Source organism: Pauljensenia sp. UMB3104 (assembly GCF_030217285.1).
In the GTDB taxonomy this organism is placed as follows: Bacteria; Actinomycetota; Actinomycetes; order Actinomycetales; family Actinomycetaceae; genus Pauljensenia.
Map to the genome: position 1 here is coordinate 93,562 of NZ_JASONN010000002.1, position 21,223 is coordinate 114,784.

Here is a 21,223-nt window from a genome sequence, read left to right on the forward strand (position 1 = left end):
GGAGGACACAAGTGGCGAAGGCCAAGTTTGAGCGCACCAAGCCGCACGTCAACATCGGCACGATTGGTCACGTTGACCACGGCAAGACGACGCTGACGGCAGCTATCACCAAGGTGCTGCACGATAAGTACCCCGATCTGAACGAGTTCACCCCCTTCGATCAGGTCGACAACGCTCCCGAGGAGCGCGATCGTGGTATCACGATCAACGTCTCCCACGTCGAGTACCAGACCGAGGCGCGTCACTACGCGCACGTTGACGCCCCCGGCCACGCCGACTACGTCAAGAACATGATCACCGGCGCGGCCCAGATGGACGGCGCGATCCTCGTGGTCGCCGCCACCGACGGCCCCATGGCCCAGACCCGCGAGCACGTTCTGCTCGCCCGTCAGGTCGGCGTCCCCACCATCCTCATCGCCCTCAACAAGGCCGACATGGTCGACGACGAGGAGATGCTGGAGCTGGTTGAGGAAGAGTGCCGCGACCTGCTCGAGTCCCAGGACTTCGATCGCGACGCTCCGATCATCCAGGTTTCCGCTCTGAAGGCCCTCGAGGGCGACCCGGAGTGGGTTGCCAAGGTCGAGGAGCTCATGGAGGCTGTGGATTCCTACATCCCCACCCCCGAGCGCGACATGGACAAGCCCTTCCTCATGCCGATCGAGGACGTCTTCACGATCACCGGTCGTGGCACGGTCGTCACCGGTCGTGTTGAGCGTGGCAAGCTGCCCATCAACTCCGAGGTCGAGATCCTCGGTATCCGTGAGCCCCAGAAGACCACGGTGACCGGCATCGAGATGTTCCACAAGTCGATGGACGAGGCCTGGGCTGGCGAGAACTGTGGTCTGCTGCTGCGTGGCACCAAGCGCGACGAGGTCGAGCGTGGCCAGGTTGTGGCCGTTCCCGGCTCCATCACGCCTCACACCGAGTTCGAGGGCCAGGTCTACATCCTCAAGAAGGAAGAGGGCGGCCGTCACAACCCGTTCTTCTCGAACTACCGTCCGCAGTTCTACTTCCGTACCACGGACGTGACCGGCGTCATCACCCTCCCCGAGGGCACCGACATGGTCATGCCTGGCGACACCACCGAGATCTCCGTTGAGCTGATCCAGCCCATCGCTATGGAGCCCGGCCTCGGCTTCGCCATCCGTGAGGGTGGCCGCACCGTTGGTTCCGGTCGTGTCACCAAGATCATCAAGTGAATCGACCTCTGAGACTTTCTCAGATTTGATTCGCTGCTGATCCAGCGGCATTGAGGGCCCCGCCTCTTTTCAGAGGCGGGGCCCTTAGCTGTCTTCAGCCGGGTGTCGCGTCGGTGGGGAAGGTGGGGTGGAAGATGGTGGGGTAGTGGTGGGTGCCTGCCTGGGAGACGTTTCCCCCGAGGAGCCCAGGCCTCGTTGACGAGAATGTGACCGATCCCCGGTTGCGACACGCCCGAGTGCGGGGTACGGTAGTTTCTTGGTGACGGTCCGGACTGTTTCACGCAGCTCAGACCATTGTCGCTGCCACTCTGTCGGTGGTTTCACATGCGAGAATCCCCCTCCGGGTTTGTACTCGCGGGTGGAACTCTGACAGAATGGCACGGATGCCCCAGCGTCTCTGGGGTGGTCCATGCGTGCCATCACGTATGGATCGGGCAATATGCCCAAGATCTTTGGACAAGACGTCGGTCCAGCGCGAGCAATCGCGCGCACAACGGCTGCGACACGCCCGAGTGCGGGGACCGGCGGCGAATCTGTACGAGAAGAGGTAAGACGGCATGGCGGGACAGAAGATCCGCATCCGGCTCAAGTCGTATGACCACGAGGTCATCGACAGCTCCGCGCGCAAGATCGTGGACACCGTACAGCGTGCTGGCGCCACGGTCGTGGGCCCGGTGCCGCTGCCGACCGAAAAGAACGTTTTCGTCGTCATTCGGTCGCCCCACAAGTACAAGGACAGCCGCGAGCACTTTGAAATGCGCACGCACAAGCGGCTCATCGACATCATCGACCCGACCCCCAAGGCCGTCGACTCGCTTATGCGCCTCGACCTGCCTGCGGACGTCAACATCGAGATCAAGCTCTGAGGACATCTGCAATGACTAAGAAGAAGCAGCACGCTGCCGCGCCCGTCAAGGCGCTGCTCGGCCGCAAGATCGGCATGACCCAGGTTTGGGATGCCGACGGCCACCTCGTGCCCCTGACTGTCGTGCAGGTCGGCACCAACGTCGTCACCCAGGTTCGTACCGAAGAGGTCGACGGCTACTCCGCTATCCAGCTTGGCTTCGGTGAGATTGACTCCCGTAAGGTCACCAAGCCCCTGCAGGGCCACTTCGAGAAGGCCGGAGTTGCTCCGCGCCGTCACCTCGTCGAGGTCCGCACCTCCGAGCACGATTCTTACGAGCTCGGCCAGGAGCTCGACGCCGCCACCTTCGAGGCTGGCGAGGCTGTCGATGTCTCCGGCACCACCAAGGGCAAGGGCTTCGCTGGCGTCATGAAGCGTCACGGCTTCGCTGGTGTTTCCGCCTCCCACGGTGCGCACCGCAACCACCGCAAGCCCGGTTCGATCGGCGCCTGCGCGACGCCCGGTCGCATCTTCAAGGGCCTGCGTATGGCCGGCCGCATGGGTGGCAACCGTCGTACTGTTGAGAACCTGACGATCCAGGCCGTCGACACCGAGAAGGGCCTGCTGCTCATCAGCGGTGCCATCCCCGGCCCGAAGAACGGCGTTGTCCTGGTTCGCTCCTCCGTGAAGGGTGCGTGATCATGGCTGACGATCGTAACGTTGACGTCATCGACCTCAAGGGCAAGAAGGCGGGTTCCGTCGTTCTCCCCGGGTCCATCTTTGACGTCCCCACCAACATTCCGCTGATGCACCAGGTTGTCGTCGCTCAGCTTGCGGCCGCCCGCCAGGGCACGCACGCGACGAAGACCCGCGGTGAGGTCGCTGGTGGCGGCAAGAAGCCGTTCCGCCAGAAGGGCACCGGTAACGCCCGTCAGGGCTCCATCCGTGCGCCTCACTTCACCGGTGGCGGCATCGTCCACGGCCCCCAGCCGCGTGACTACGACCAGCGCACCCCCAAGAAGATGAAGCAGGGCGCTCTGCGTTCCGCTCTGTCCGATCGTGCGCGCGCCGACCGCATCCACGTTGTCACCGCCCTGTTCGAAGGCGACAAGCCCTCGACCAAGGCTGCTCTCGCCGCTCTGCGCGCGATCGTCGAGGACCGTCAGGCTCTCGTCGTCCTCGAGCGTGGCAACGAACTGACCGCGCTGTCCCTGCGCAACGTTCCCGAGGTTCACGTTCTGTGGGCCGACCAGCTGAACACGTACGACGTCCTGGACGCCGATGACATCGTCTTCACGCAGGCCGCCCTTGAGTCCTTCCTCGGTACCAAGGAGGAGACCAAGTGAGCACGATTGAAGCGGGTAAGAACCCCCGCGACATCATCCTGAAGCCGGTCACCACCGAGAAGTCGCTCGCCCTCATGGACCTGGGCAAGTACACCTTCGAGGTTGACCCCCGCGCGAACAAGACCGAGATCAAGATTGCCCTCGAGCGTATCTTCGGCGTCAAGATCGGTTCCATCGCGACCCAGAACCGCAAGGGCAAGACCTACCGCACCCGTAACGGGATCGGTAAGCGCAAGGACGTCAAGCGTGCCATCGTCACCGTGCGTGAGGGCACCATCGACATCTTCGGCGATCAGGCCTGAGGACCGAAGGGACATTTGAACAATGGGAATTCGCAAGTACAAGCCCACGACTCCGGGCCGTCGCTTCTCGTCCGTCTCTGACTTCGTCGAGATCACCCGCGACACCCCCGAGAAGTCGCTGCTGCGCCCGCTGCACAAGACCGGTGGCCGTAACAACAACGGTCGCGTGACCTCCCGCCACCGCGGCGGCGGCCACAAGCGCCAGTACCGCGTGATCGACTTCCGTCGTCACGACAAGGACGGCGTCCCGGCAACGGTCGCTCACATCGAGTACGACCCCAACCGCACCGCTCGCATCGCTCTCCTGCACTACGCGGATGGCGAGAAGCGCTACATCCTCGCTCCGACCGGCCTGAAGCAGGGCGATCAGATCGAGGCTGGCGTTGGTGCCGACATCAAGCCCGGCAACTCGTTGCAGCTGCGCAACATCCCCCTGGGTACCGTTGTGCACGCCGTTGAGCTCTACCCGGGTGGCGGCGCTAAGATCGCTCGTTCCGCTGGCACCTCCGTGCAGCTCGTCGCTAAGGAAGGCCGCTTCGCCCAGCTGCGTATGCCGTCCGGCGAAATCCGCAACGTGGAGGCCACCTGCCGCGCCACCATCGGCGAGGTCGGCAACGCCGAGCAGTCGAACATCAACTGGGGCAAGGCCGGCCGTATGCGTTGGAAGGGCAAGCGCCCGCACGTCCGTGGTGTCGTTATGAACCCGGTTGATCACCCGCACGGCGGTGGTGAAGGCCGCACGTCCGGTGGTCGTCACCCCGTGTCGCCTTGGGGCAAGCCCGAGGGCCGTACGCGTCGTCCGAAGAAGGCGTCCGATCGTCTGATCGTCCGCCGTCGCAAGACCGGCAAGAACCGCTGAGTAGGAGTCGATTGAAATGCCGCGTAGTTTGAAGAAGGGCCCGTTCGTCGACGACCACCTGCTCAAGAAGGTCGACGCCGCGAACGAATCCGGCTCGAAGAACGTCATCAAGACCTGGTCGCGTCGCTCGGTCATCACCCCGGATTTCCTGGGCCTGACCATCGCCGTCCACGACGGCCGTAAGCATGTGCCCGTTTTCGTCACCGAGTCGATGGTGGGCCACAAGCTCGGCGAGTTCGCTCCCACGCGTACTTTCCGCAGCCACGACAAGGACGATCGTAAGGGACGTCGGCGCTGAGCCGGCCCCACGGAAGAAGAGGCAGATACATGGAAGCCAAGGCGCAGGCGCGATTCATCCGCGTCACGCCCCAGAAGTCCCGCCGTGTTGTGAACGAAGTTCGCGGCAAGCGTGTTCTGGAGGCCGCCGACATTCTGCGGTTCGCCCCGCAGGCCGTCGCCACCGATGTCCGCAAGGTGCTCCTGAGCGCCGTCGCCAACTCGAAGGTCAAGGCTGAGAACGCCGGAGAGACCTTCAACGAGGCCGACCTGCTCGTCCTGGAGGCATACGTGGACGAGGGTCCGACCATGAAGCGTATTCGTCCCCGTGCACAGGGGCGCGCCGGTCGTATCCTGAAGCGCACCTCCCACATCACCATCGTGGTGGGGACCAAGGAAGACAAGAAGAAGGGAGACCGCTGATATGGGTCAGAAGGTCAACCCCCGCGGGTTCCGTCTGGGAATCACCACTGACCACCGGTCTCGCTGGTTCTCCGACTCCACCACCAAGGGACAGCGCTACGCGGATTACGTGGCGGAAGACGTCGCGATCCGCAAGTTCCTGACCGACAACCTCGAGCGCGCTGGTATCGCCGAGGTCGACATTGAGCGTACGCGTGACCGCGTTCGCGTCGACCTGCACACCGCTCGCCCCGGCATCGTCATCGGCCGCCGCGGCGCCGAGGCCGATCGCCTGCGCGTGCAGCTCGAGAAGCTGACGGGCAAGCAGGTTCAGCTGAACATCCTCGAGGTGAAGAACCCCGATCTCGAAGCGCAGCTCGTTGCGCAGGGCATCGCCGAGCAGCTTGCTGCCCGCGTGTCCTTCCGTCGTGCGATGCGTAAGGGCATCCAGTCCGCGCAGCGCGCTGGCGCCAAGGGCATTCGTGTCCAGGTGTCCGGCCGTCTGGGTGGCGCCGAAATGTCCCGCTCCGAGTTCTACCGTGAGGGCCGCGTGCCGCTGCACACCCTCCGCGCGAACATCGACTACGGATTCCACGAGGCCCGTACGACCTTCGGTCGCATCGGCGTCAAGGTGTGGATCTACAAGGGCGACATCACCGAGCGCGAGTTCGCTCGCCAGCAGGCCGAGCAGGCCCAGCGTGGCGGACGTCGCGATGGCCGCCGTGGCCCCCGCCGCGGTGGACGCCCCAACCAGGAGACCGCTGCGCAGCAGGCACCCCGTGAGGCTTCCGCCTCCGAGGCCGCTGCGCCCACGACCGGATCGGAGGCCTGAGCCCCATGCTCATTCCCCGTCGGACTAAGTACCGCAAGCAGCACCGTCCTCACCGCACTGGCTTCGCCTCCGGTGGCACCGAACTGGCGTTCGGCGATTACGGCATCCAGGCTCTCGAGCCCGCCTACATCACCAACCGTCAGATTGAGGCGGCTCGTATTGCCGTGACCCGTCACATCAAGCGTGGCGGTAAGGTCTGGATCAACATCTTCCCGGACCGTCCGCTGACGAAGAAGCCCGCCGAAACCCGAATGGGTTCCGGTAAGGGTGCTCCGGAGTGGTGGGTTGCCCCCGTCAAGCCCGGACGCGTCATGTTCGAGCTGGCAGGCGTCCCCGAGGAGCTCGCTCGCGAGGCCCTCAGCCGTGCCCAGCACAAGCTTCCTATCAAGACCCGCTTCGTGGTCCGAGAGGGTGGTGACATCTGATGGCAGATAAGGGTCTGACCACCGAGCAGCTCGACGCCATGGACAACTCCCAGCTGTCCAAGGAGCTGGAGAAGGCTAAGGCCGAGCTGTTCAACCTGCGTTTCGCGCAGGCCGTTGGCAACCTCGAGGATCACGGTCGTATGAAGACCGTGCGTCGCGACATTGCCCGGATCTACACCATCGCGCGTGAGCGGGAGCTTGGCTACCGCACCGCCCCGAGCACTGAGGAGTGAGCCTGATGGCAGAAACCACCGCTCGTAACGAGCGTAAGGTCCGTCGCGGCTACGTCGTCAGCGACAAGATGGACAAGACCGTTGTCGTCCAGATCGAGGACCGCGTCAAGCACGCCCTCTACGGCAAGGTCATGCGCAAGAACAAGAAGGTCAAGGTTCACGACGAGCACAACGAGTGCGGTGTCGGCGATCTCGTCCTCATCATGGAGACCCGCCCGCTGTCGGCCACCAAGCGCTGGCGCGTTGTGGAGATCCTCGAAAAGGCGAAGTGACCTTCGCTCACAGACCGAAATCCGTTCGGCAAGGCTCGACCGGTACAATCCGGGAGAGAACCGGCACGACGACAGGAGTCAATAGAAAATGATCCAGCAGGAGTCGCGACTGAAGGTCGCCGATAACACAGGGGCCAAGGAGATCCTGACCATCCGTGTTCTCGGTGGCTCGGGTCGGCGCTACGCGGGTATCGGCGACACCATTGTCGCTACCGTGAAGGACGCCATCCCCGGCGGCAACGTCAAGAAGGGCGAAGTCGTCAAGGCAGTGATCGTTCGCACGCGTAAGGAAACCCGCCGCCCCGACGGTTCCTACATTCGTTTCGACGAGAATGCGGCCGTCATCATCAACAACAATGGCGAGCCGCGTGGCACGCGTATCTTCGGCCCCGTGGGCCGCGAGCTGCGCGACAAGAAGTTCATGCGTATCGTCTCCCTCGCTCCGGAGGTGATCTGATCCATGGCAGCCAAGATTCGTAAGAATGACCTCGTGGAGGTCGTTCGCGGACGCACGTCCGACGAGAAGGCGCTGGCCAAGCGCAACGCCCGTCGCGCTGAAGAGGGCCTCGAGCCCCTCAAGCCCGGCGACAAGGGCAAGCAGGGCCGCGTCATCCAGGTGTTCCCGGCCGAGGGCAAGGTCCTCGTCGAGGGCATCAACCTGAAGACGCGCCACGTGCGCCAGGGCCAGCAGGGCAGCGCCGGCGGCATCGAGACCATCGAAGCCCCCATCGCCCTGTCGAAGGTCGCTCTGGTCGACCCCGAGACCAAGAAGCGCGTTCGCGTCGGTTTCCGCGAGGACACCGTCGAGCGCGGCGGCCGCACCCGCACCGTCCGAGTCCGCGTGACTCGCGGCGGCGCGCAGCGCGGCATTGAGCAGGGCAAGGAGATCTGAGCATGGCCCCGCGTCTGAAGGAAAAGTACGTCTCCGAGATCCGCGAGGCGCTCCGTGCTGAGTTCAAGCACGAGAACGTCATGCAGGTCGGCGGACTGACGAAGATTGTCGTCAACATGGGTGTCGGCGAGGCCGCTCGCGACTCGAAGGCACTTGAGGGCGCTATCCGCGACCTCACCGCGATCACCGGCCAGAAGCCCGTGACCACCCGCGCCAAGAAGTCCATCGCGCAGTTCAAGCTGCGTGAGGGCCAGGCGATCGGTGCGCACGTGACGCTTCGCGGCGACCGCATGTGGGAGTTCCTGGACCGCCTCCTCTCGACGGCGCTTCCCCGTATCCGTGACTTCCGTGGACTGTCCTCCAAGCAGTTCGACGGTCACGGTAACTACACCTTCGGTCTCACGGAACAGTCGATGTTCCACGAGATCGACCAGGACTCGATCGACCGAGTGCGCGGCATGGACATCACGGTTGTCACCTCGGCCACCACCGACGAAGAGGGTCGCGCCCTTCTCCGTCACCTCGGCTTCCCGTTCAAGGAGGACTGACCCATGGCCAAGACATCCCTGAAGGTCAAGGCTGCCCGCAAGCCGAAGTTCGGCGTGCGTGCCTACACCCGGTGCAACCGTTGCGGTCGTCCGCACTCGGTGTACCGCAAGTTCGGACTGTGCCGCGTGTGCCTGCGCGAGCTTGCCCACCGTGGCGAGCTCCCCGGTGTCACCAAGAGCAGCTGGTAAAACGAACGTCGCAGGTCCCGGGTAACCGGAGAAACCGCGACGAGGAAGGGGAATAAACCCCCATGACAATGACAGACCCGATTGCAGATATGCTGACGCGTCTGCGCAACGCGAATCGTGCGCACCACGATGCGGTCTCCATGCCGTACTCGAAGCTCAAGAACGCGATTGCGAACATCCTGGTCGAGGAAGGCTACATTGCCTCGACCTCCGTCGAGGATGCCCGCGTGGGCAAGACCCTGACGATCAACCTGAAGTACGGCTCGCACCGCGAAGCCGCCATCCAGGGGCTCAAGCGCGTGTCCAAGCCCGGTCTGCGCGTGTACGCCAAGTCCACCAACCTGCCCAAGGTCCGCGGCGGCCTCGGCGTGGCGATCCTGTCCACGTCCTCCGGCCTGCTCACCGACCGTCAGGCAGCCGAGAAGGGTGTGGGTGGGGAAGTCCTCGCCTACATCTGGTGATGAGGAGGCTGAACAATGTCGCGAATTGGTAAGAACCCCATCGCTATCCCCGCCGGCGTCGACGTTGCGATCGACGGCCAGAACGTGACCGTGAAGGGCCCCAAGGGCACCCTCTCCCACGTTGTTGCCGAGCCGATCACCGCGAAGATTGAGGATGGCCAGGTAGTCGTCGAGCGTCCGAACGACGAGCGCACCTCGCGTTCGCTCCACGGACTGTCCCGCACCCTGATCGCCAACATGATCATCGGCGTGACCGAGGGCTACAAGAAGGATCTCGAAATCACGGGCACCGGTTACCGCGTGGTCGCCAAGGGCAAGGACCTTGAGTTCTCCCTGGGCTTCTCCCACACGATCACCGTCACCCCGCCCGAGGGCATCGAGTTCACGATCGCTCCGAAGTCCCAGACGCTGTTCACGGTGTCCGGAATCGACAAGCAGCTCGTCGGTGAGACCGCTGCTCGCATCCGCAAGCTGAAGAAGCCGGAGCCCTACAAGGGCAAGGGCATCCACTACGTGGGCGAGACCATCCGTCGCAAGGTCGGAAAGGCTGGTAAGTGATGGCTTACTCGATCAAGGGCAAGGGCAAGTTCGTCGCTCGCAAGCGCCGTCACCTCCGCCTCCGCAAGAAGATCAACGGCACGCCCGAGCGTCCCCGTCTGGTCGTCACCCGTTCGAACCGCCACATGGTGGCTCAGGTCATCGACGATACGGTCGGCCACACCCTGGTGTCGGCCTCCGACATCGAGACCGAGCTCGCCGGTTCCGAGGGCACGAAGACTGACAAGGCTCGCAAGGTCGGCGCACTGATCGCCGAGCGTGCGAAGGCTGCCGGTATCTCCGCTGTCGTCTTCGACCGTGGTGGTAACAAGTACGCAGGTCGCGTTGCGGCCGTTGCCGAGGCCGCCCGTGAGGGCGGACTCGAGCTGTGAACGAGCCGAAAGAAAGAGAGATCATCTGATGGCTGCACAGCAGCGAGACAGGAACGGTTCGGGCGCGGGCGAGAACAACGATCGCCGTGAGCGCCGCTCCGGCCGCGGCAACGATCGCGATAACCGCCGGAACAACGAGAACAAGAACGAGTACATCGAGCGCGTCGTGACGATCAACCGCGTCTCCAAGGTCGTGAAGGGTGGACGTCGTTTCTCCTTCACCGCCCTGGTTGTCGTGGGTGACGGCGAAGGCACGGTGGGCGTCGGCTACGGAAAGGCCAAGGAAGTTCCCCAGGCCATTTCCAAGGGCGTCGAGGAGGCGAAGAAGAACTTCTTCCGCGTCCCGATGATCCGCCGCACGATCACGCACGTGGTGCAGGGCCGCGATACCGCTGGTATCGTCCTGCTTCGTCCGGCCGCCCCCGGTACCGGCGTTATCGCCGGTGGCCCGGTGCGCGCCGTCCTGGAGGCCGCAGGCGTCCACGACGTGCTCACCAAGTCGCTGGGCTCGTCCAACGCGATCAACATCGTCCACGCGACGGTTGACGCACTCAAGCAGCTCGAGCAGCCCGAGGCTGTCGCCGCTCGTCGCGGCCTGCCCCTCGAGCGCGTTGCTCCCGCGTCCATGCTGCGCGCTCGCGCAGAGGGCGAGGCCGAGAAGCGCGCGGCTGCCGAGGCCGCCGAGGCCGACAAGGCCGCTGCAGGGGAGGCTAAGTGATGGCGAAGAACATCAAGATCACCCAGGTCAAGTCCTCTGCTCACGCGAAGCAGAACATGAAGGACACGCTGCGCACCCTCGGGCTGCGCAAGATCGGCCAGAGTGTCGTGCGTGAGCAGACGGATGCCGTTCTCGGCGCCGTTCGCACCGTGCGTCACCTGGTGACCGCTGAGGAGGTCGACTGACAATGGCGGACTCCACGAACAAGACGCAGATCGTTAAGCTGCATCACCTGCGTCCTGCCCCCGGAGCCAAGACCGCGAAGACCCGCGTGGGTCGCGGTGAGGGTTCGAAGGGTAAGACCGCTGGCCGTGGCACCAAGGGCACCAAGGCCCGTTACCAGGTTGCTGCCGGCTTCGAGGGTGGCCAGATGCCGATCCACATGCGTCTGCCGAAGCTTCGCGGCTTCAAGAACCCCTTCCGCGTTGAGTACCAGGTCGTGAACGTTGGCAAGCTCGGGGAGCTCTTCCCCGAGGGCGGCAAGGTCACGGTCGAGGATCTCATCGCTAAGCACGCCGTTCGCGACTCCGCGCCCGTCAAGGTGCTCGGCAGTGGCGAACTGAACGTGAAGCTCGAGGTTGAGGTCGACTCCTGGTCGTCCTCCGCCGAGGCAAAGATCACGGCTGCTGGCGGGTCCATCTCGGCTCGCTGACGGTGAACGGGGGTGGTCCCGCGAGGGACCACCCCCGTTACGTGTCTGTCATCATCGCGGATGAGGAGCTGTCAAATGGTTTTTTACCCGCGAAAACGGCTTGCCCCGCCGCATGGGGCGCCAGCGCTCCGCGTCTCGTTAAATACGCGGCAATGCGCTTTTTTAATGATTGGATATCGCCAACCGCTACCCGTGTCGGGTAAGCTGGATCAGTCTAGGGGCTTTTGCCCCGCTTGCCCATCATTCGTAGGAGGAAGCCTTGCTCGGTGCATTCGCCCAGGCGTTCCGTACCCCCGACTTGCGTCGGAAGCTGCTCTTTACCCTGTTCATCATGGCCGCGTTCCGGCTGGGCTCGTTCATTCCGACGCCCGGCGTGGACTCGAAGGCCGTTCAGGCCTGCATGGCGCAGGAGTCGCAGGCGTCGCTGCTCGACCTCGTCAACCTGTTCTCGGGTGGAGCGCTCCTGCAGCTGTCGATCTTCGCGCTGGGCATCATGCCCTACATCACCGCGTCGATCATCATCCAGCTGCTGCGGGTCGTGATTCCTCGATTCGATGACCTCCACAAGGAGGGACAGACCGGCCAGGCGAAGCTGACGCAGTACACGCGTTATCTGACTATCTTCCTGGGCATTCTGCAGGCGACGACGACGATTTCTCTGGCGCGCAGCGGCCAGCTGTTCCAGTCCTGCAACCAGGACATCATTAAGGACCGTTCGGTACTCACGTTCATCATGATGATCATCGTCATGATGGCCGGTACGGGCGTCATCATGTGGCTGGGCGAACTCATCACGGAGCGCGGCATCGGCAACGGTATGTCCCTGCTGATCTTCACCTCGATTGCCGCTCGTCTGCCCGAGCAGCTCCTGTCGATTGGCCAGGCCGGCAAGTGGGGCTCTGTTGCGGCTATCGTCGCCCTTCTGCTCCTCGTCGCGATCGCGGTCGTCTACGTCGAGCAGGCTCAGCGCCGAATCCCCGTGCAGTACGCCAAGCGCATGATTGGGCGCCGCCAGTATGGCGGTACGACCACCTACATCCCGCTGAAGATCAACATGTCGGGTGTTATCCCCGTCATCTTCGCATCGTCGATTCTTGCCCTGCCTCCGATGGCGGCGCAGTTCGGCAAGCCCGACGACGCGTGGGTTCAGTGGATCTCTGCGCACTTCACGCAGGGCAGCTCGTTCTACCTGACGATCTACGCCCTGATGACCCTGTTCTTCACCTTCTTCTACACGGCCATTACGTTCAACCCGGACGAGGTTGCCGACAACATGAAGAAGTACGGAGGCTTCATCCCCGGTTACCGTGCGGGTCGCCCCACGGCTGAGTACCTGCGTTACGTGATCAACCGAATCACGTCGGCGGGTGCCCTGTACCTGGTGATCATTGCCCTCCTGCCGTCTCTCGCGATCATTCCGCTGAAGCTGTCGAGCTCGCAGATGCCCTTCGGTGGCACCACGCTGCTCATCATCATCGGCGTCGGTCTGCAGACGGTGAAGGAAATCAACACGCAGCTGCAGCAGCATCACTACGAAGGATTCCTGAAATGACAGTCGTCATCCTCCTCGGCCCTCCCGGAGCTGGCAAGGGCACCCAGGCCTCGCGCATCGCTGAGCGTCTCGGTATCCCGGCTATTTCGACGGGTGACATCTTCCGCGCGAACATGGCGGAGGGCACGGAGATCGGCAAGCAGGCGCAGGCCTACATGGACCGCGGCGAGTTCGTGCCGGATTCGGTCACGAACGCCATGGTGAAGGCGCGCCTGGCCGCCCCGGACGCTGCTGACGGTTTCCTGCTCGACGGCTACCCGCGTTCGGTGGAGCAGGCGCACGTGCTGCGCGACATGCTCCTCGACCTGGGTAAGTCCATCGACGTCGTTCTCGAGATTCAGGTTGATGAGGACGAGGTCGTGGAGCGCATGCTCAAGCGCGCCCAGGAGCAGCATCGCACGGACGATACCGAGCCCGTCATGCGTCACCGCCTGGAGGTCTACCACCAGCAGACGGAACCCGTTGCCACCTACTACGTCGACCAGGACCTCCTTGAGGTTGTCGATGGTAGCGGCACGATCGACGAGGTCACGGCTCGCATCTTCGCGATCCTCGACTCTGTGGCGAAGAACTGAGCAATGCCACGCATTGAACTGAAGTCCGCGCAGGAGCTTCGATGGATGCGCGAGGCCGGTCTGGTCGTCGCGTCGATCCACGAGGCCCTGCGCGGCGCCATTCGTCCCGGTATCACGACGCGCGAGTTGGACGAGGTGAGCGCCCAGGCGATTGCCGACGGGGGAGCAACCTCGAACTTCAAGGGCTACTACGGCTACCCGGCCACCGTGTGCATTTCGGTCAACGATGTGATTGTCCACGGAATCCCCGATGACTACGAGCTGGTCCCGGGCGACCTCGTGTCCTTTGACTGTGGTGCGTACATCGAACGAGGCGGGCGCCAGTGGCATGGAGACGCGGCCTTCAGCGTGATTGTCAGCGATACGTTCGTGTCCGACGCGGACTTCGCGGCGGGTGAGCGTGCGAGCGGTGCCATCGCCGGAGTGGACGAGGATCTGCTGCGTGAGCGCCGTCAGCTGGACGCTGTGACGCGCGAGTCGCTATGGGCAGCCCTCGCAGGACTGGCCAACGGGAAGCGCATCAGCGCGGTTGGTCACGCGGTTGAGGATGTCGTTGCGGAGAATGCCCTCATCAATGGCTGGGAAGCCGGCATCATCGAGGAGTTTGTGGGTCACGGCATCGGAACCAAGATGCATATGCCTCCGGATGTCCTGAACTACAACGTGCGCGGCATCCAGGCGCGGCTGAAGCCAGGTATGGTCCTGGCCGTCGAGCCGATGCTCACCCGAGGTGACATTGCGTCCAGCACGGATGATGACGAGTGGACCGTGCGCACTGTCGATGGCCGCGACGCTGCCCACTGGGAGCACTCGATCGCGATCACTGAGGACGGTGTTTCCGTCCTGACGGCACGCGATGGGGGAGTGGCAGGCCTTGCGCCCTACGGTGTCACTCCGGTGTCACTCGACTGATATGACGACTGGTTTCGGGCCCGGTACCTCACGAAGGTGCCGGGCCCGAGTCTTCTATCGACGAGGCTGTGGCTGGTTTTGCACCGGGTTGCTCGCTTTCCCGGATGCTGCGTGCTGGGGCGGCGCTGATATGCACCGGCTCTTCGTGCCTGGTGTGTCTGTCGGCGTTGCTGCCGGTGTTCCGAGCGCCGTCGGGCCCGCCCGCTCGCCGTCCGCGCCGTGAGCGTCGCTCGGCGCGTCGGGCCAAGCCCATCTCAGCTCCAGCCCTCGTGCCCCTCAATCGCTGGGCCTCCTTCCAATTTCGCACGTAATTCCCCCGCGACTCTTTCGAATCTTGAATTCGCGGCGTTGGAATTGCAACGTTTTGAGGCGTAGTCGAAAAGTGACCGTGGGGAATTACGTGCGACATTATTCGGTAAGGTCCGGAGGCGTCTTCGCAAAATGTGACGCATTAAACGTGAGCGAACCGACAGGGACCCTGACTACCGCCGATGGGCATCAATGCCGTAGAGTAGTTCCTTGGGCGTATCTGCATCCGACATCCGTCGGTGCACTATGCCTGGCGGCATCCGCCGCAACCTATCCGAGACATGTAGAGGATAAACGGAGGATATGGCGAAGAAAGACGGCGTCATTGAGATGGAAGGCACGGTCGTTGAGGCCCTGCCTAACGCGATGTTCCGCGTGGAACTGAAGAATGGCCACGTGGTTCTCGGCCACATTGCGGGAAAGATGCGTCAGCACTACATCCGCATCCTGCCCGAGGACCGAGTTGTCGTCGAGCTGAGCCCCTACGACCTCTCCCGAGGCCGTATCGTCTACCGCTACAAGTGACCCGACACAAACTGCCCGACGGGCAGTGGAGGTAACAACCATGAAGGTCAAGCCGAGTGTCAAGAAGATCTGTGACAAGTGCAAGGTGATTCGTCGCCACGGTAACGTCATGGTCATCTGCGACAACCCCAGGCACAAGCAGCGCCAGGGCTGAGTCCCGCTGCGACCCGCGGGGCAACAAGCCCCACAGCATCACTCTAAGCACCCCCACGTGGGTGACCCTCGGTTCGGAGGCCGAGGCCGGGCTGCTCGCCCGGACTGAGCGATGACGACCTCCGATGAACAACTGGAGCAACATCACCATGGCACGTATTGCCGGCGTCGACCTCCCCCGCGAGAAGCGGCTCGAGATCGCGCTCACATACATCTACGGAGTCGGCCGCACCCGCGCGGCAGAGACCCTCGCCGCCACCGGCGTCAGCCCGGACGTCCGCGTGAAGGACGCGACGGAAGAGGATCTCGTCAAGCTTCGTGACTACATTGAGGCAAACTTCAAGGTTGAGGGTGACCTCCGCCGTGAGGTTCAGGCCGACATTCGTCGCAAGATCGAAATCGGATCGTACCAGGGCCTTCGCCACCGTCGTGGCCTGCCGGTCCACGGTCAGCGCACCAAGACCAACGCGCGTACCCGCAAGGGCCCCAAGCGCACCGTTGCAGGCAAGAAGAAGGCCAAGTAAGGCCTAGGGAAGCTCATCCCCTCGGGGTAGCTTTCCGCGACAAGAAGGAACTGAACCAGAAATGGCAGCAGCAAAGACCTCGCGCTCGGGCGGTGCCCGTAAGCCGCGTCGCAAGATTTCGAAGAACGTTACCAACGGCCACGCCTACATCAAGTCGACGTTCAACAACACCATCGTTTCCCTCACGGACCCCACGGGCGCGGTTGTCGCCTGGGCGTCCTCCGGCCAGGTTGGCTTCAAGGGTTCGCGTAAGTCCACCCCCTTCGCCGCGCAGCTCGCGGCCGAGGCTGCGGCTCGTCGCGCCCAGGAGCACGGCATGAAGAAGGTTGACGTTTTCGTGAAGGGTCCCGGCTCCGGCCGCGAGACCGCGATCCGTTCCCTCCAGGCCGCCGGCCTCGAGATCGGTTCGATCCAGGACGTCACGCCTCAGGCCTTCAACGGCACCCGCCCGCCGAAGCGCCGCCGCGGCTGACTTGTGGACGGGAGGGCCCTGCCCTCCCCACGTCTGAACCTTCGGGTTCTTACTCCCTTAGCCTGCTTCAGCAGGTTCCCATATCCGGTGTCATATAGCGGGCACCGGCCAGAAAGGAATAGACGTGCTCATTGCAGAGCGACCCATCCTGACCGAAGAAAAGGTCAGCGACCTGCGCTCCCGTTTCACCCTGGAGCCCCTCGAGCCCGGGTTCGGCTACACGCTGGGTAACTCCCTGCGTCGTACCCTCCTGTCCTCGATCCCGGGTGCAGCGGTGACGTCCATCCGCATCGATGGCGTCCCCCACGAGTTCCGCACGATCGAAGGTGTGAAGGAAGATGTCGCTGAGATCATCCTGAACATCAAGCAGATCGTCCTGTCCAGCGAGAACGACGAGCCTGTCGTCATGTACCTGCGGAAGGCTGGCCCCGGCGAGGTTGTCGCCGGAGACATTACGCCTCCCGCCGGCGTGGAGATCCACAACCCCGATCTGCACCTTGCCACCCTCAACGAGAAGGGCAAGCTGGAGATCGAGCTGACCGTCGAGCGTGGCCGCGGCTACGTGTCGGCTGCTCAGAACAAGGATCCGCAGGCCGAGATCTCTCGCATTCCGATTGATTCGATCTACTCGCCCGTCGTCAAGGTGACCTACAAGGTCGAGGCGACGCGTGTTGAGCAGCGCACCGACTTTGATCGCCTCGTCATCGACGTGGAGACCAAGCCGGCGATCACCCCGCGCGATGCCCTGGCCTCGGCCGGCAAGACGCTGGTGGAGCTGTTCGGCCTCATGCGTGAACTGAACGAGGAAGCGGAAGGCATCGAGGTGGGTCCGTCCACCACCGACGCCACCCTCGCAGCCGATCTGGCGCTCCCGATCGAGAACCTGAACCTGCAGTCGCGTTCCTACAACGCGCTGCGTCGCCGCGGCATTCTGACCGTTGGCGAGCTGGTTGCTCACTCGGAGGCCGATCTGCTCGACATCCGCAACTTCGGCACCAAGTCGATCGAAGAGATCAAGGAGTCCCTGGCGGCTCTTGGTATGACGCTGAAGGACTCGGTCATGCCGAGCTTCGGCGACTCGGAGTCCGCCGCGATCTTTTCGGACGACCAGTCCATCTGACCCCGTGCGTCCGATGGACGCATTGAATCCGTAGGAGAAACAAATGCCCACCCCCAAGAAGGGTGCTCGTCTGGGCGGTAGCCCGGCACACCAGAAGCTGATCCTGTCGAACCTGGCAGCTCAGCTCATCGAACACCGCGGCCTCACGACCACGGAGGCGAAGGCTAAGGCCCTGCGCCCCTACGTCGAGAAGCTGATCACCAAGGCCAAGCGTGGCGACCAGCACGCCCGCCGCACGGTCCTGAAGAAGATCCCCAACAAGGGCATCGTCGCGATCCTCTTCGAGGAGCTCGTTCCCGCGATGGATTCCGAGCGCGCTGGCGGCTACACCCGCCTCATCCGCGTCGGCAACCGCAAGGGCGACAACGCTCCCCTGATGCGCATTGAGCTCGTCATGGAGAAGGTCGAGAAGAAGGCCGTCGTGAAGGCTGCCGAGAAGACGGCTGAGAAGGCCGCCGAGGCCAAGGCCGTTGCCGCCGAGGCCGAGGAAGCCGCTGAGGCTGCTGCCGAGCGTGCCGAAGAGGCTCGCGAGGAAGGCGATCTCGCCAAGGCCAACGAGGCCGAGGAAATCGCCGAGGAGGCCGGCAAGGCTGAAGACGCCGCCGAGCAGGCTGCCGAGGAGAAGTGACGCAGCGTCACTGACCCGCTCGAGCATTGGGCCGGACACCCTCCGGGGTGTCCGGCCCTTGCCGTATCCGGTAGCCTGATGTCATGACTCGTGAGATGACGTTGGCGATTGACTGCGGCGGCGGTGGCATCAAGGGATCCGTCGTTGATGAGCGTGGGACGATGATGGCCCCGCCTCGCCGGGTGCCTACGCCGTATCCGCTGCCACCGGAGCTCCTCGTGGAGACCGTTGTCGGTCTGGCCCGTGAGCTTCCCGCGGCGACGCGCGTGACGATGGGTATGCCGGGCATGATTCGGCACGGTGTCGTCATCGCCACGCCCCACTACATCACCCGCGACGGGCCGCGTTCGCGCGTGCTGCCGGAGCTGGTGGAGCGCTGGGACCACTTCGATATGGGGCACGCGATTGAGCAGGCTCTCGGCCTGCCCACGAAGGTCCTGAACGATGCGGAGGTTGCGGGCGCGGGTGCGATCACCGGCCGCGGCCTCGAAATGATCATTACCTTGGGGACTGGCCTGGGCAACGCCGTCTTCGATGGTGGTCAGCTGGCACCCCACGTCGAGGTGTCGCAGGGGCCGGTTCGCTGGGGCCTCACCTACGACGACTACATCGGCGAGCATGAGCGTCTGCGCCTCGGTGACGTGCATTGGTCGCGCCGCATTCGCCGAGTGGTCGACGGCCTGCGCCCGATGTACATGTGGGACCGCCTCTACCTGGGGGGCGGTAACTCGAAGCGCATCACGGCCTCGAACCTGCGTCTCATGGGCGACGACGTGATCGTCGTTCCGAACGACGCGGGGATTATCGGCGGCGTGCGGGCGTGGGAGCTGTGAGCACGCGCCGCCTACGCCTCGACCTGGGCTACGACGGCACCGATTTTCGAGGCTGGGCCGCCCAGCCCGGCCTGCGCACCGTCCAGGGCGAGATCGAAGCGGCGCTCGCCATGGCCTCGCGCGAGGAAATGACGACGACCGTCGCGGGCCGCACCGACGCAGGGGTGCATGCGCGTCACCAGGTGTGCCATGTCGACCTGAGCGACGAGGCCTGGGTGCGCCTGACGCCCAGGGGAGGGGAGTCCTCCCAGGTGGCCACGGCCTCGTCGATTGTGCGCAGGCTGAACAAGATCCTCTCGGGGCGCTACGGTGAGCGCGCGCGTGGACGCGATCTGCCCGCCGCGCGCGGGACCTGCGATGTGCGCATTTACGAGGCCGCCGTCGTTGACCCCAGCTTTGACGCGCGCTTTTCCGCCCTCGGCCGCTCCTACGCCTACCGGGTGTCGGATCGCCCCGAGCCGCTGGGCAGATGGGACCGCCTGTGGGTGGAGGACCCGCTCGATGAGGCGGCCATGAACGAGGCCGGGGCCGCCCTGCTCGGGGAACACGACTTCCTCGGGTTCTGTCGCCCGCGCGAGGGGGCCACGACCATTCGGACGCTGCGCACCCTGCGCGCCGAGCGCGACAGCGAAGGGACTCTCATCTTCTCCGTCGAGGCGGACGCCTTCTGTCATTCGATGGTCCGCTCCCTGGTCGGGGCGCTGCTCCTGGTCGGTTCAGGGGCGCGCGATACGGACTACCCGGCACAAATACTGAGCGCCCGCTCGCGCGCTGACGCCGCCCCGATCGCCCCCGCCCACGGACTCACCCTCGAAGGCGTCGACTATCCCGACCCGTCCCAGTGGGGTGTGAGGGCGCAGCAGGCCCGGGCCAGGCGCGATACGTGCTGCGGTGGCAACGGCTGAGGAATGTGACACAGTATTCGTCGCGCTTTGACCGCCGGGCTGCGCACCGATAATATGGCTAGTGCTGTGCGTCAGCAGAGTACCTAGTGTCTCCCACTCGCTAGGAGCGCTCGCCGACGCCTCGCGCGAACCGTTTCATCGCGGATGCCCCCGGAAAAACCGGCGCGGCGTCCCATGACCAACAAGAATTGAAGGTTACGCCCGTGCGCACCTATTCACCCAAGCCTGGGGACGCGGACAAGAAGTGGTACGTCATTGACGCCACCGACGTCGTCCTCGGTCGCCTGGCAGCCCAGACCGCTGCCCTCCTCCGTGGGAAGCACAAGCCGACGTTCGCCCCTCACATGGACATGGGCGACAACGTCATCATCATCAACGCGGACAAGGTCGCTCTGACCGGCAAGAAGCTCGACCAGAAGATGGCCTACCGTCACTCCGGTCGTCCCGGCGGCCTGACCGCGACCGCTTACCGTGACCTCCTCGCTGCGACGCCTGAGCGCGCCGTCGAGAAGGCCGTTAAGGGCATGCTTCCCCACAACTCCCTCGGCCGCGCGCAGTTCAAGAAGCTGCACGTTTACGCTGGCCCGGAGCACCCCCACGCCGGCCAGTCGCCGGTTCCCTACGAACTGACCCAGGTGGCTCAGTGACCTCCGGTCGCTGAACGCCTTTGACCCTGAGGAGAACCGTGGCTGAGACCATCGTTTCCGCTGAGCTGGACGAGGAAGTCGTCCCCAGCTCCTACACGTCCGAGACCGAGTCGGCTCCCGCCGGCGCCGGTCAGTCCATCACCGCGCCCGGCGCGGGCCTGGGCCGCCGCAAGGAGGCCGTCGCCCGCGTTCGCCTGGTCCCCGGCTCCGGCAAGTGGACCATCAACGGTCGCACCCTTGAGGACTACTTCCCCAACAAGCTGCACCAGCAGCTGGTGAAGTCCCCCTTCGTGCTGCTCGACATTGACGGCCGCTTCGACGTCATCGCCCGCATCAACGGCGGCGGCATTTCCGGCCAGGCCGGCGCCCTGCGCCTCGGCGTGTCGCGCGCCCTCAACGAGATCGACCGCGACGCGAACCGTCCGGCCCTCAAGAAGGCTGGCTTCCTGACCCGCGATGCCCGCGCCACCGAGCGTAAGAAGGCAGGCCTCAAGAAGGCCCGCAAGGCTTCGCAGTTCTCGAAGCGCTGATTTTATTCAGCACATTTTGCGTTGGCCGCGCCCCGCACCTGCGGGGCGCGGCCTTCGTTTACCGACGCGTGTGTGCCAGGATGTGAGCGTCTCCGCTGTCCGCGCCCCGGCCTCGTGCCAATGAGCGGGCGCGAGCGCGGTAGGCTTAGTGCAGTCATA

The 21,223-nt window shown here is 64.2% G+C and carries 35 protein-coding genes; all 35 read left to right on the plus strand.

The genetic code is table 11. The annotated features are described in order from the left end of the window. Positions 1-11 precede the first annotated feature (11 nt). On the plus strand, positions 12-1,199 hold the full coding sequence (tuf, locus tag QP415_RS01620; protein WP_048676543.1) for an elongation factor Tu: 1,188 nt from the start codon (positions 12-14) through the stop codon (positions 1,197-1,199). A 557-nt stretch (positions 1,200-1,756) separates the two neighbouring features. After that, positions 1,757-2,065, plus strand: a complete 309-nt coding sequence (gene rpsJ, locus QP415_RS01625; protein ID WP_003790631.1) for a 30S ribosomal protein S10 — start codon at positions 1,757-1,759, stop codon at positions 2,063-2,065. Positions 2,066-2,076: 11 nt separating this feature from the next. Next, the gene (gene rplC, locus QP415_RS01630) at positions 2,077-2,742 is read left to right on the plus strand and encodes a 50S ribosomal protein L3 (RefSeq protein WP_048676545.1); all 666 of its coding nucleotides are present in this window, start codon (positions 2,077-2,079) and stop codon (positions 2,740-2,742) included. 2 nt (positions 2,743-2,744) lie between these two features. Next, the gene (gene rplD / locus QP415_RS01635; RefSeq protein ID WP_009054699.1) at positions 2,745-3,389 is read left to right on the plus strand and encodes a 50S ribosomal protein L4; all 645 of its coding nucleotides are present in this window, start codon (positions 2,745-2,747) and stop codon (positions 3,387-3,389) included. Continuing rightward, positions 3,386-3,691: a 50S ribosomal protein L23 gene (gene rplW, locus QP415_RS01640; protein ID WP_003790626.1), complete on the plus strand. Its 306-nt coding sequence runs from the start codon at positions 3,386-3,388 to the stop codon at positions 3,689-3,691. Before rplD ends, rplW begins: the two co-directional genes overlap by 4 nt. 22 nt (positions 3,692-3,713) lie before the next feature. Beyond that, a complete protein-coding gene (gene rplB / locus QP415_RS01645) occupies positions 3,714-4,550 on the plus strand; it encodes a 50S ribosomal protein L2 (RefSeq protein WP_009054709.1) in 837 nt (278 codons plus the stop codon). Between the two features lie 16 nt (positions 4,551-4,566). Then, on the plus strand, positions 4,567-4,848 hold the full coding sequence (gene rpsS, locus QP415_RS01650) for a 30S ribosomal protein S19 (RefSeq protein ID WP_003790621.1): 282 nt from the start codon (positions 4,567-4,569) through the stop codon (positions 4,846-4,848). Between the two features lie 29 nt (positions 4,849-4,877). Continuing rightward, positions 4,878-5,249 (plus strand): 50S ribosomal protein L22, encoded by a 372-nt coding sequence (gene rplV, locus QP415_RS01655; protein ID WP_003790620.1) that lies wholly within the window; start codon positions 4,878-4,880, stop codon positions 5,247-5,249. A gap of 1 nt (position 5,250) precedes the next feature. Next, entirely contained in the window at positions 5,251-6,060 is an 810-nt protein-coding gene (rpsC, locus tag QP415_RS01660) for a 30S ribosomal protein S3 (protein ID WP_016460327.1), read from the plus strand. Between the two features lie 5 nt (positions 6,061-6,065). Then, positions 6,066-6,485 (plus strand): 50S ribosomal protein L16, encoded by a 420-nt coding sequence (rplP, locus tag QP415_RS01665; protein ID WP_016460326.1) that lies wholly within the window; start codon positions 6,066-6,068, stop codon positions 6,483-6,485. Further along, positions 6,485-6,718: a 50S ribosomal protein L29 gene (gene rpmC / locus QP415_RS01670; RefSeq protein ID WP_003790613.1), complete on the plus strand. Its 234-nt coding sequence runs from the start codon at positions 6,485-6,487 to the stop codon at positions 6,716-6,718. Before rplP ends, rpmC begins: the two co-directional genes overlap by 1 nt. 5 nt (positions 6,719-6,723) lie before the next feature. Beyond that, positions 6,724-6,990 (plus strand): 30S ribosomal protein S17, encoded by a 267-nt coding sequence (gene rpsQ, locus QP415_RS01675; protein WP_003790611.1) that lies wholly within the window; start codon positions 6,724-6,726, stop codon positions 6,988-6,990. Positions 6,991-7,078: 88 nt separating this feature from the next. Further along, the gene (gene rplN / locus QP415_RS01680; RefSeq protein WP_003790609.1) at positions 7,079-7,447 is read left to right on the plus strand and encodes a 50S ribosomal protein L14; all 369 of its coding nucleotides are present in this window, start codon (positions 7,079-7,081) and stop codon (positions 7,445-7,447) included. Between the two features lie 3 nt (positions 7,448-7,450). Continuing rightward, positions 7,451-7,882 (plus strand): 50S ribosomal protein L24, encoded by a 432-nt coding sequence (gene rplX, locus QP415_RS01685; RefSeq protein WP_016460325.1) that lies wholly within the window; start codon positions 7,451-7,453, stop codon positions 7,880-7,882. A 2-nt stretch (positions 7,883-7,884) separates the two neighbouring features. Beyond that, positions 7,885-8,430, plus strand: coding sequence for a 50S ribosomal protein L5 (gene rplE / locus QP415_RS01690; RefSeq protein WP_009058550.1), 546 nt, complete (start codon positions 7,885-7,887; stop codon positions 8,428-8,430). 3 nt (positions 8,431-8,433) lie between these two features. Further along, positions 8,434-8,619, plus strand: a complete 186-nt coding sequence (locus QP415_RS01695) for a type Z 30S ribosomal protein S14 (protein ID WP_003790603.1) — start codon at positions 8,434-8,436, stop codon at positions 8,617-8,619. Positions 8,620-8,681: 62 nt separating this feature from the next. After that, entirely contained in the window at positions 8,682-9,080 is a 399-nt protein-coding gene (rpsH, locus tag QP415_RS01700) for a 30S ribosomal protein S8 (RefSeq protein ID WP_009054660.1), read from the plus strand. A gap of 15 nt (positions 9,081-9,095) precedes the next feature. Further along, entirely contained in the window at positions 9,096-9,638 is a 543-nt protein-coding gene (gene rplF / locus QP415_RS01705; protein ID WP_016460324.1) for a 50S ribosomal protein L6, read from the plus strand. Next, complete coding sequence (rplR, locus tag QP415_RS01710; protein WP_016460323.1) at positions 9,638-10,009, plus strand: 50S ribosomal protein L18; 372 nt, start codon at positions 9,638-9,640, stop codon at positions 10,007-10,009. Before rplF ends, rplR begins: the two co-directional genes overlap by 1 nt. A 28-nt stretch (positions 10,010-10,037) precedes the next feature. Then, positions 10,038-10,727 carry a 30S ribosomal protein S5 gene (gene rpsE / locus QP415_RS01715; RefSeq protein ID WP_009054680.1) on the plus strand — a complete coding sequence of 230 codons (690 nt, stop codon included), beginning with the start codon at positions 10,038-10,040 and terminating at the stop codon, positions 10,725-10,727. Continuing rightward, entirely contained in the window at positions 10,727-10,912 is a 186-nt protein-coding gene (gene rpmD, locus QP415_RS01720; protein WP_016460322.1) for a 50S ribosomal protein L30, read from the plus strand. Before rpsE ends, rpmD begins: the two co-directional genes overlap by 1 nt. 2 nt (positions 10,913-10,914) lie before the next feature. Next, positions 10,915-11,379: a 50S ribosomal protein L15 gene (rplO, locus tag QP415_RS01725; protein ID WP_016460321.1), complete on the plus strand. Its 465-nt coding sequence runs from the start codon at positions 10,915-10,917 to the stop codon at positions 11,377-11,379. A 259-nt stretch (positions 11,380-11,638) separates the two neighbouring features. Continuing rightward, entirely contained in the window at positions 11,639-12,931 is a 1,293-nt protein-coding gene (gene secY, locus QP415_RS01730; protein ID WP_016460320.1) for a preprotein translocase subunit SecY, read from the plus strand. Further along, complete coding sequence (locus tag QP415_RS01735) at positions 12,928-13,506, plus strand: adenylate kinase (protein WP_048676548.1); 579 nt, start codon at positions 12,928-12,930, stop codon at positions 13,504-13,506. The genes secY and QP415_RS01735 overlap by 4 nt, the downstream gene beginning before the upstream one ends. A 3-nt stretch (positions 13,507-13,509) precedes the next feature. After that, positions 13,510-14,418, plus strand: coding sequence for a type I methionyl aminopeptidase (locus QP415_RS01740; RefSeq protein WP_285098235.1), 909 nt, complete (start codon positions 13,510-13,512; stop codon positions 14,416-14,418). Between the two features lie 612 nt (positions 14,419-15,030). Then, positions 15,031-15,252, plus strand: coding sequence for a translation initiation factor IF-1 (infA, locus tag QP415_RS01745; RefSeq protein ID WP_003790580.1), 222 nt, complete (start codon positions 15,031-15,033; stop codon positions 15,250-15,252). A gap of 40 nt (positions 15,253-15,292) precedes the next feature. Further along, entirely contained in the window at positions 15,293-15,406 is a 114-nt protein-coding gene (gene rpmJ, locus QP415_RS01750) for a 50S ribosomal protein L36 (protein ID WP_003790577.1), read from the plus strand. A gap of 148 nt (positions 15,407-15,554) precedes the next feature. Then, positions 15,555-15,929, plus strand: coding sequence for a 30S ribosomal protein S13 (rpsM, locus tag QP415_RS01755; RefSeq protein WP_016460317.1), 375 nt, complete (start codon positions 15,555-15,557; stop codon positions 15,927-15,929). 61 nt (positions 15,930-15,990) lie between these two features. Continuing rightward, positions 15,991-16,401, plus strand: coding sequence for a 30S ribosomal protein S11 (gene rpsK, locus QP415_RS01760; protein WP_003790556.1), 411 nt, complete (start codon positions 15,991-15,993; stop codon positions 16,399-16,401). Positions 16,402-16,525: 124 nt separating this feature from the next. After that, entirely contained in the window at positions 16,526-17,521 is a 996-nt protein-coding gene (locus QP415_RS01765) for a DNA-directed RNA polymerase subunit alpha (RefSeq protein WP_016460316.1), read from the plus strand. Between the two features lie 43 nt (positions 17,522-17,564). Then, entirely contained in the window at positions 17,565-18,149 is a 585-nt protein-coding gene (gene rplQ, locus QP415_RS01770; protein ID WP_285098240.1) for a 50S ribosomal protein L17, read from the plus strand. An 83-nt stretch (positions 18,150-18,232) separates the two neighbouring features. Then, positions 18,233-18,982 carry an ROK family protein gene (locus QP415_RS01775; RefSeq protein ID WP_016460314.1) on the plus strand — a complete coding sequence of 250 codons (750 nt, stop codon included), beginning with the start codon at positions 18,233-18,235 and terminating at the stop codon, positions 18,980-18,982. After that, positions 18,979-19,887 carry a tRNA pseudouridine synthase A gene (locus tag QP415_RS01780; protein ID WP_285098242.1) on the plus strand — a complete coding sequence of 303 codons (909 nt, stop codon included), beginning with the start codon at positions 18,979-18,981 and terminating at the stop codon, positions 19,885-19,887. The genes QP415_RS01775 and QP415_RS01780 overlap by 4 nt, the downstream gene beginning before the upstream one ends. A 203-nt stretch (positions 19,888-20,090) precedes the next feature. Continuing rightward, positions 20,091-20,534: a 50S ribosomal protein L13 gene (gene rplM / locus QP415_RS01785; RefSeq protein ID WP_016460312.1), complete on the plus strand. Its 444-nt coding sequence runs from the start codon at positions 20,091-20,093 to the stop codon at positions 20,532-20,534. A 38-nt stretch (positions 20,535-20,572) separates the two neighbouring features. Beyond that, entirely contained in the window at positions 20,573-21,064 is a 492-nt protein-coding gene (rpsI, locus tag QP415_RS01790; protein ID WP_016460311.1) for a 30S ribosomal protein S9, read from the plus strand. Positions 21,065-21,223: the final 159 nt, after the last annotated feature.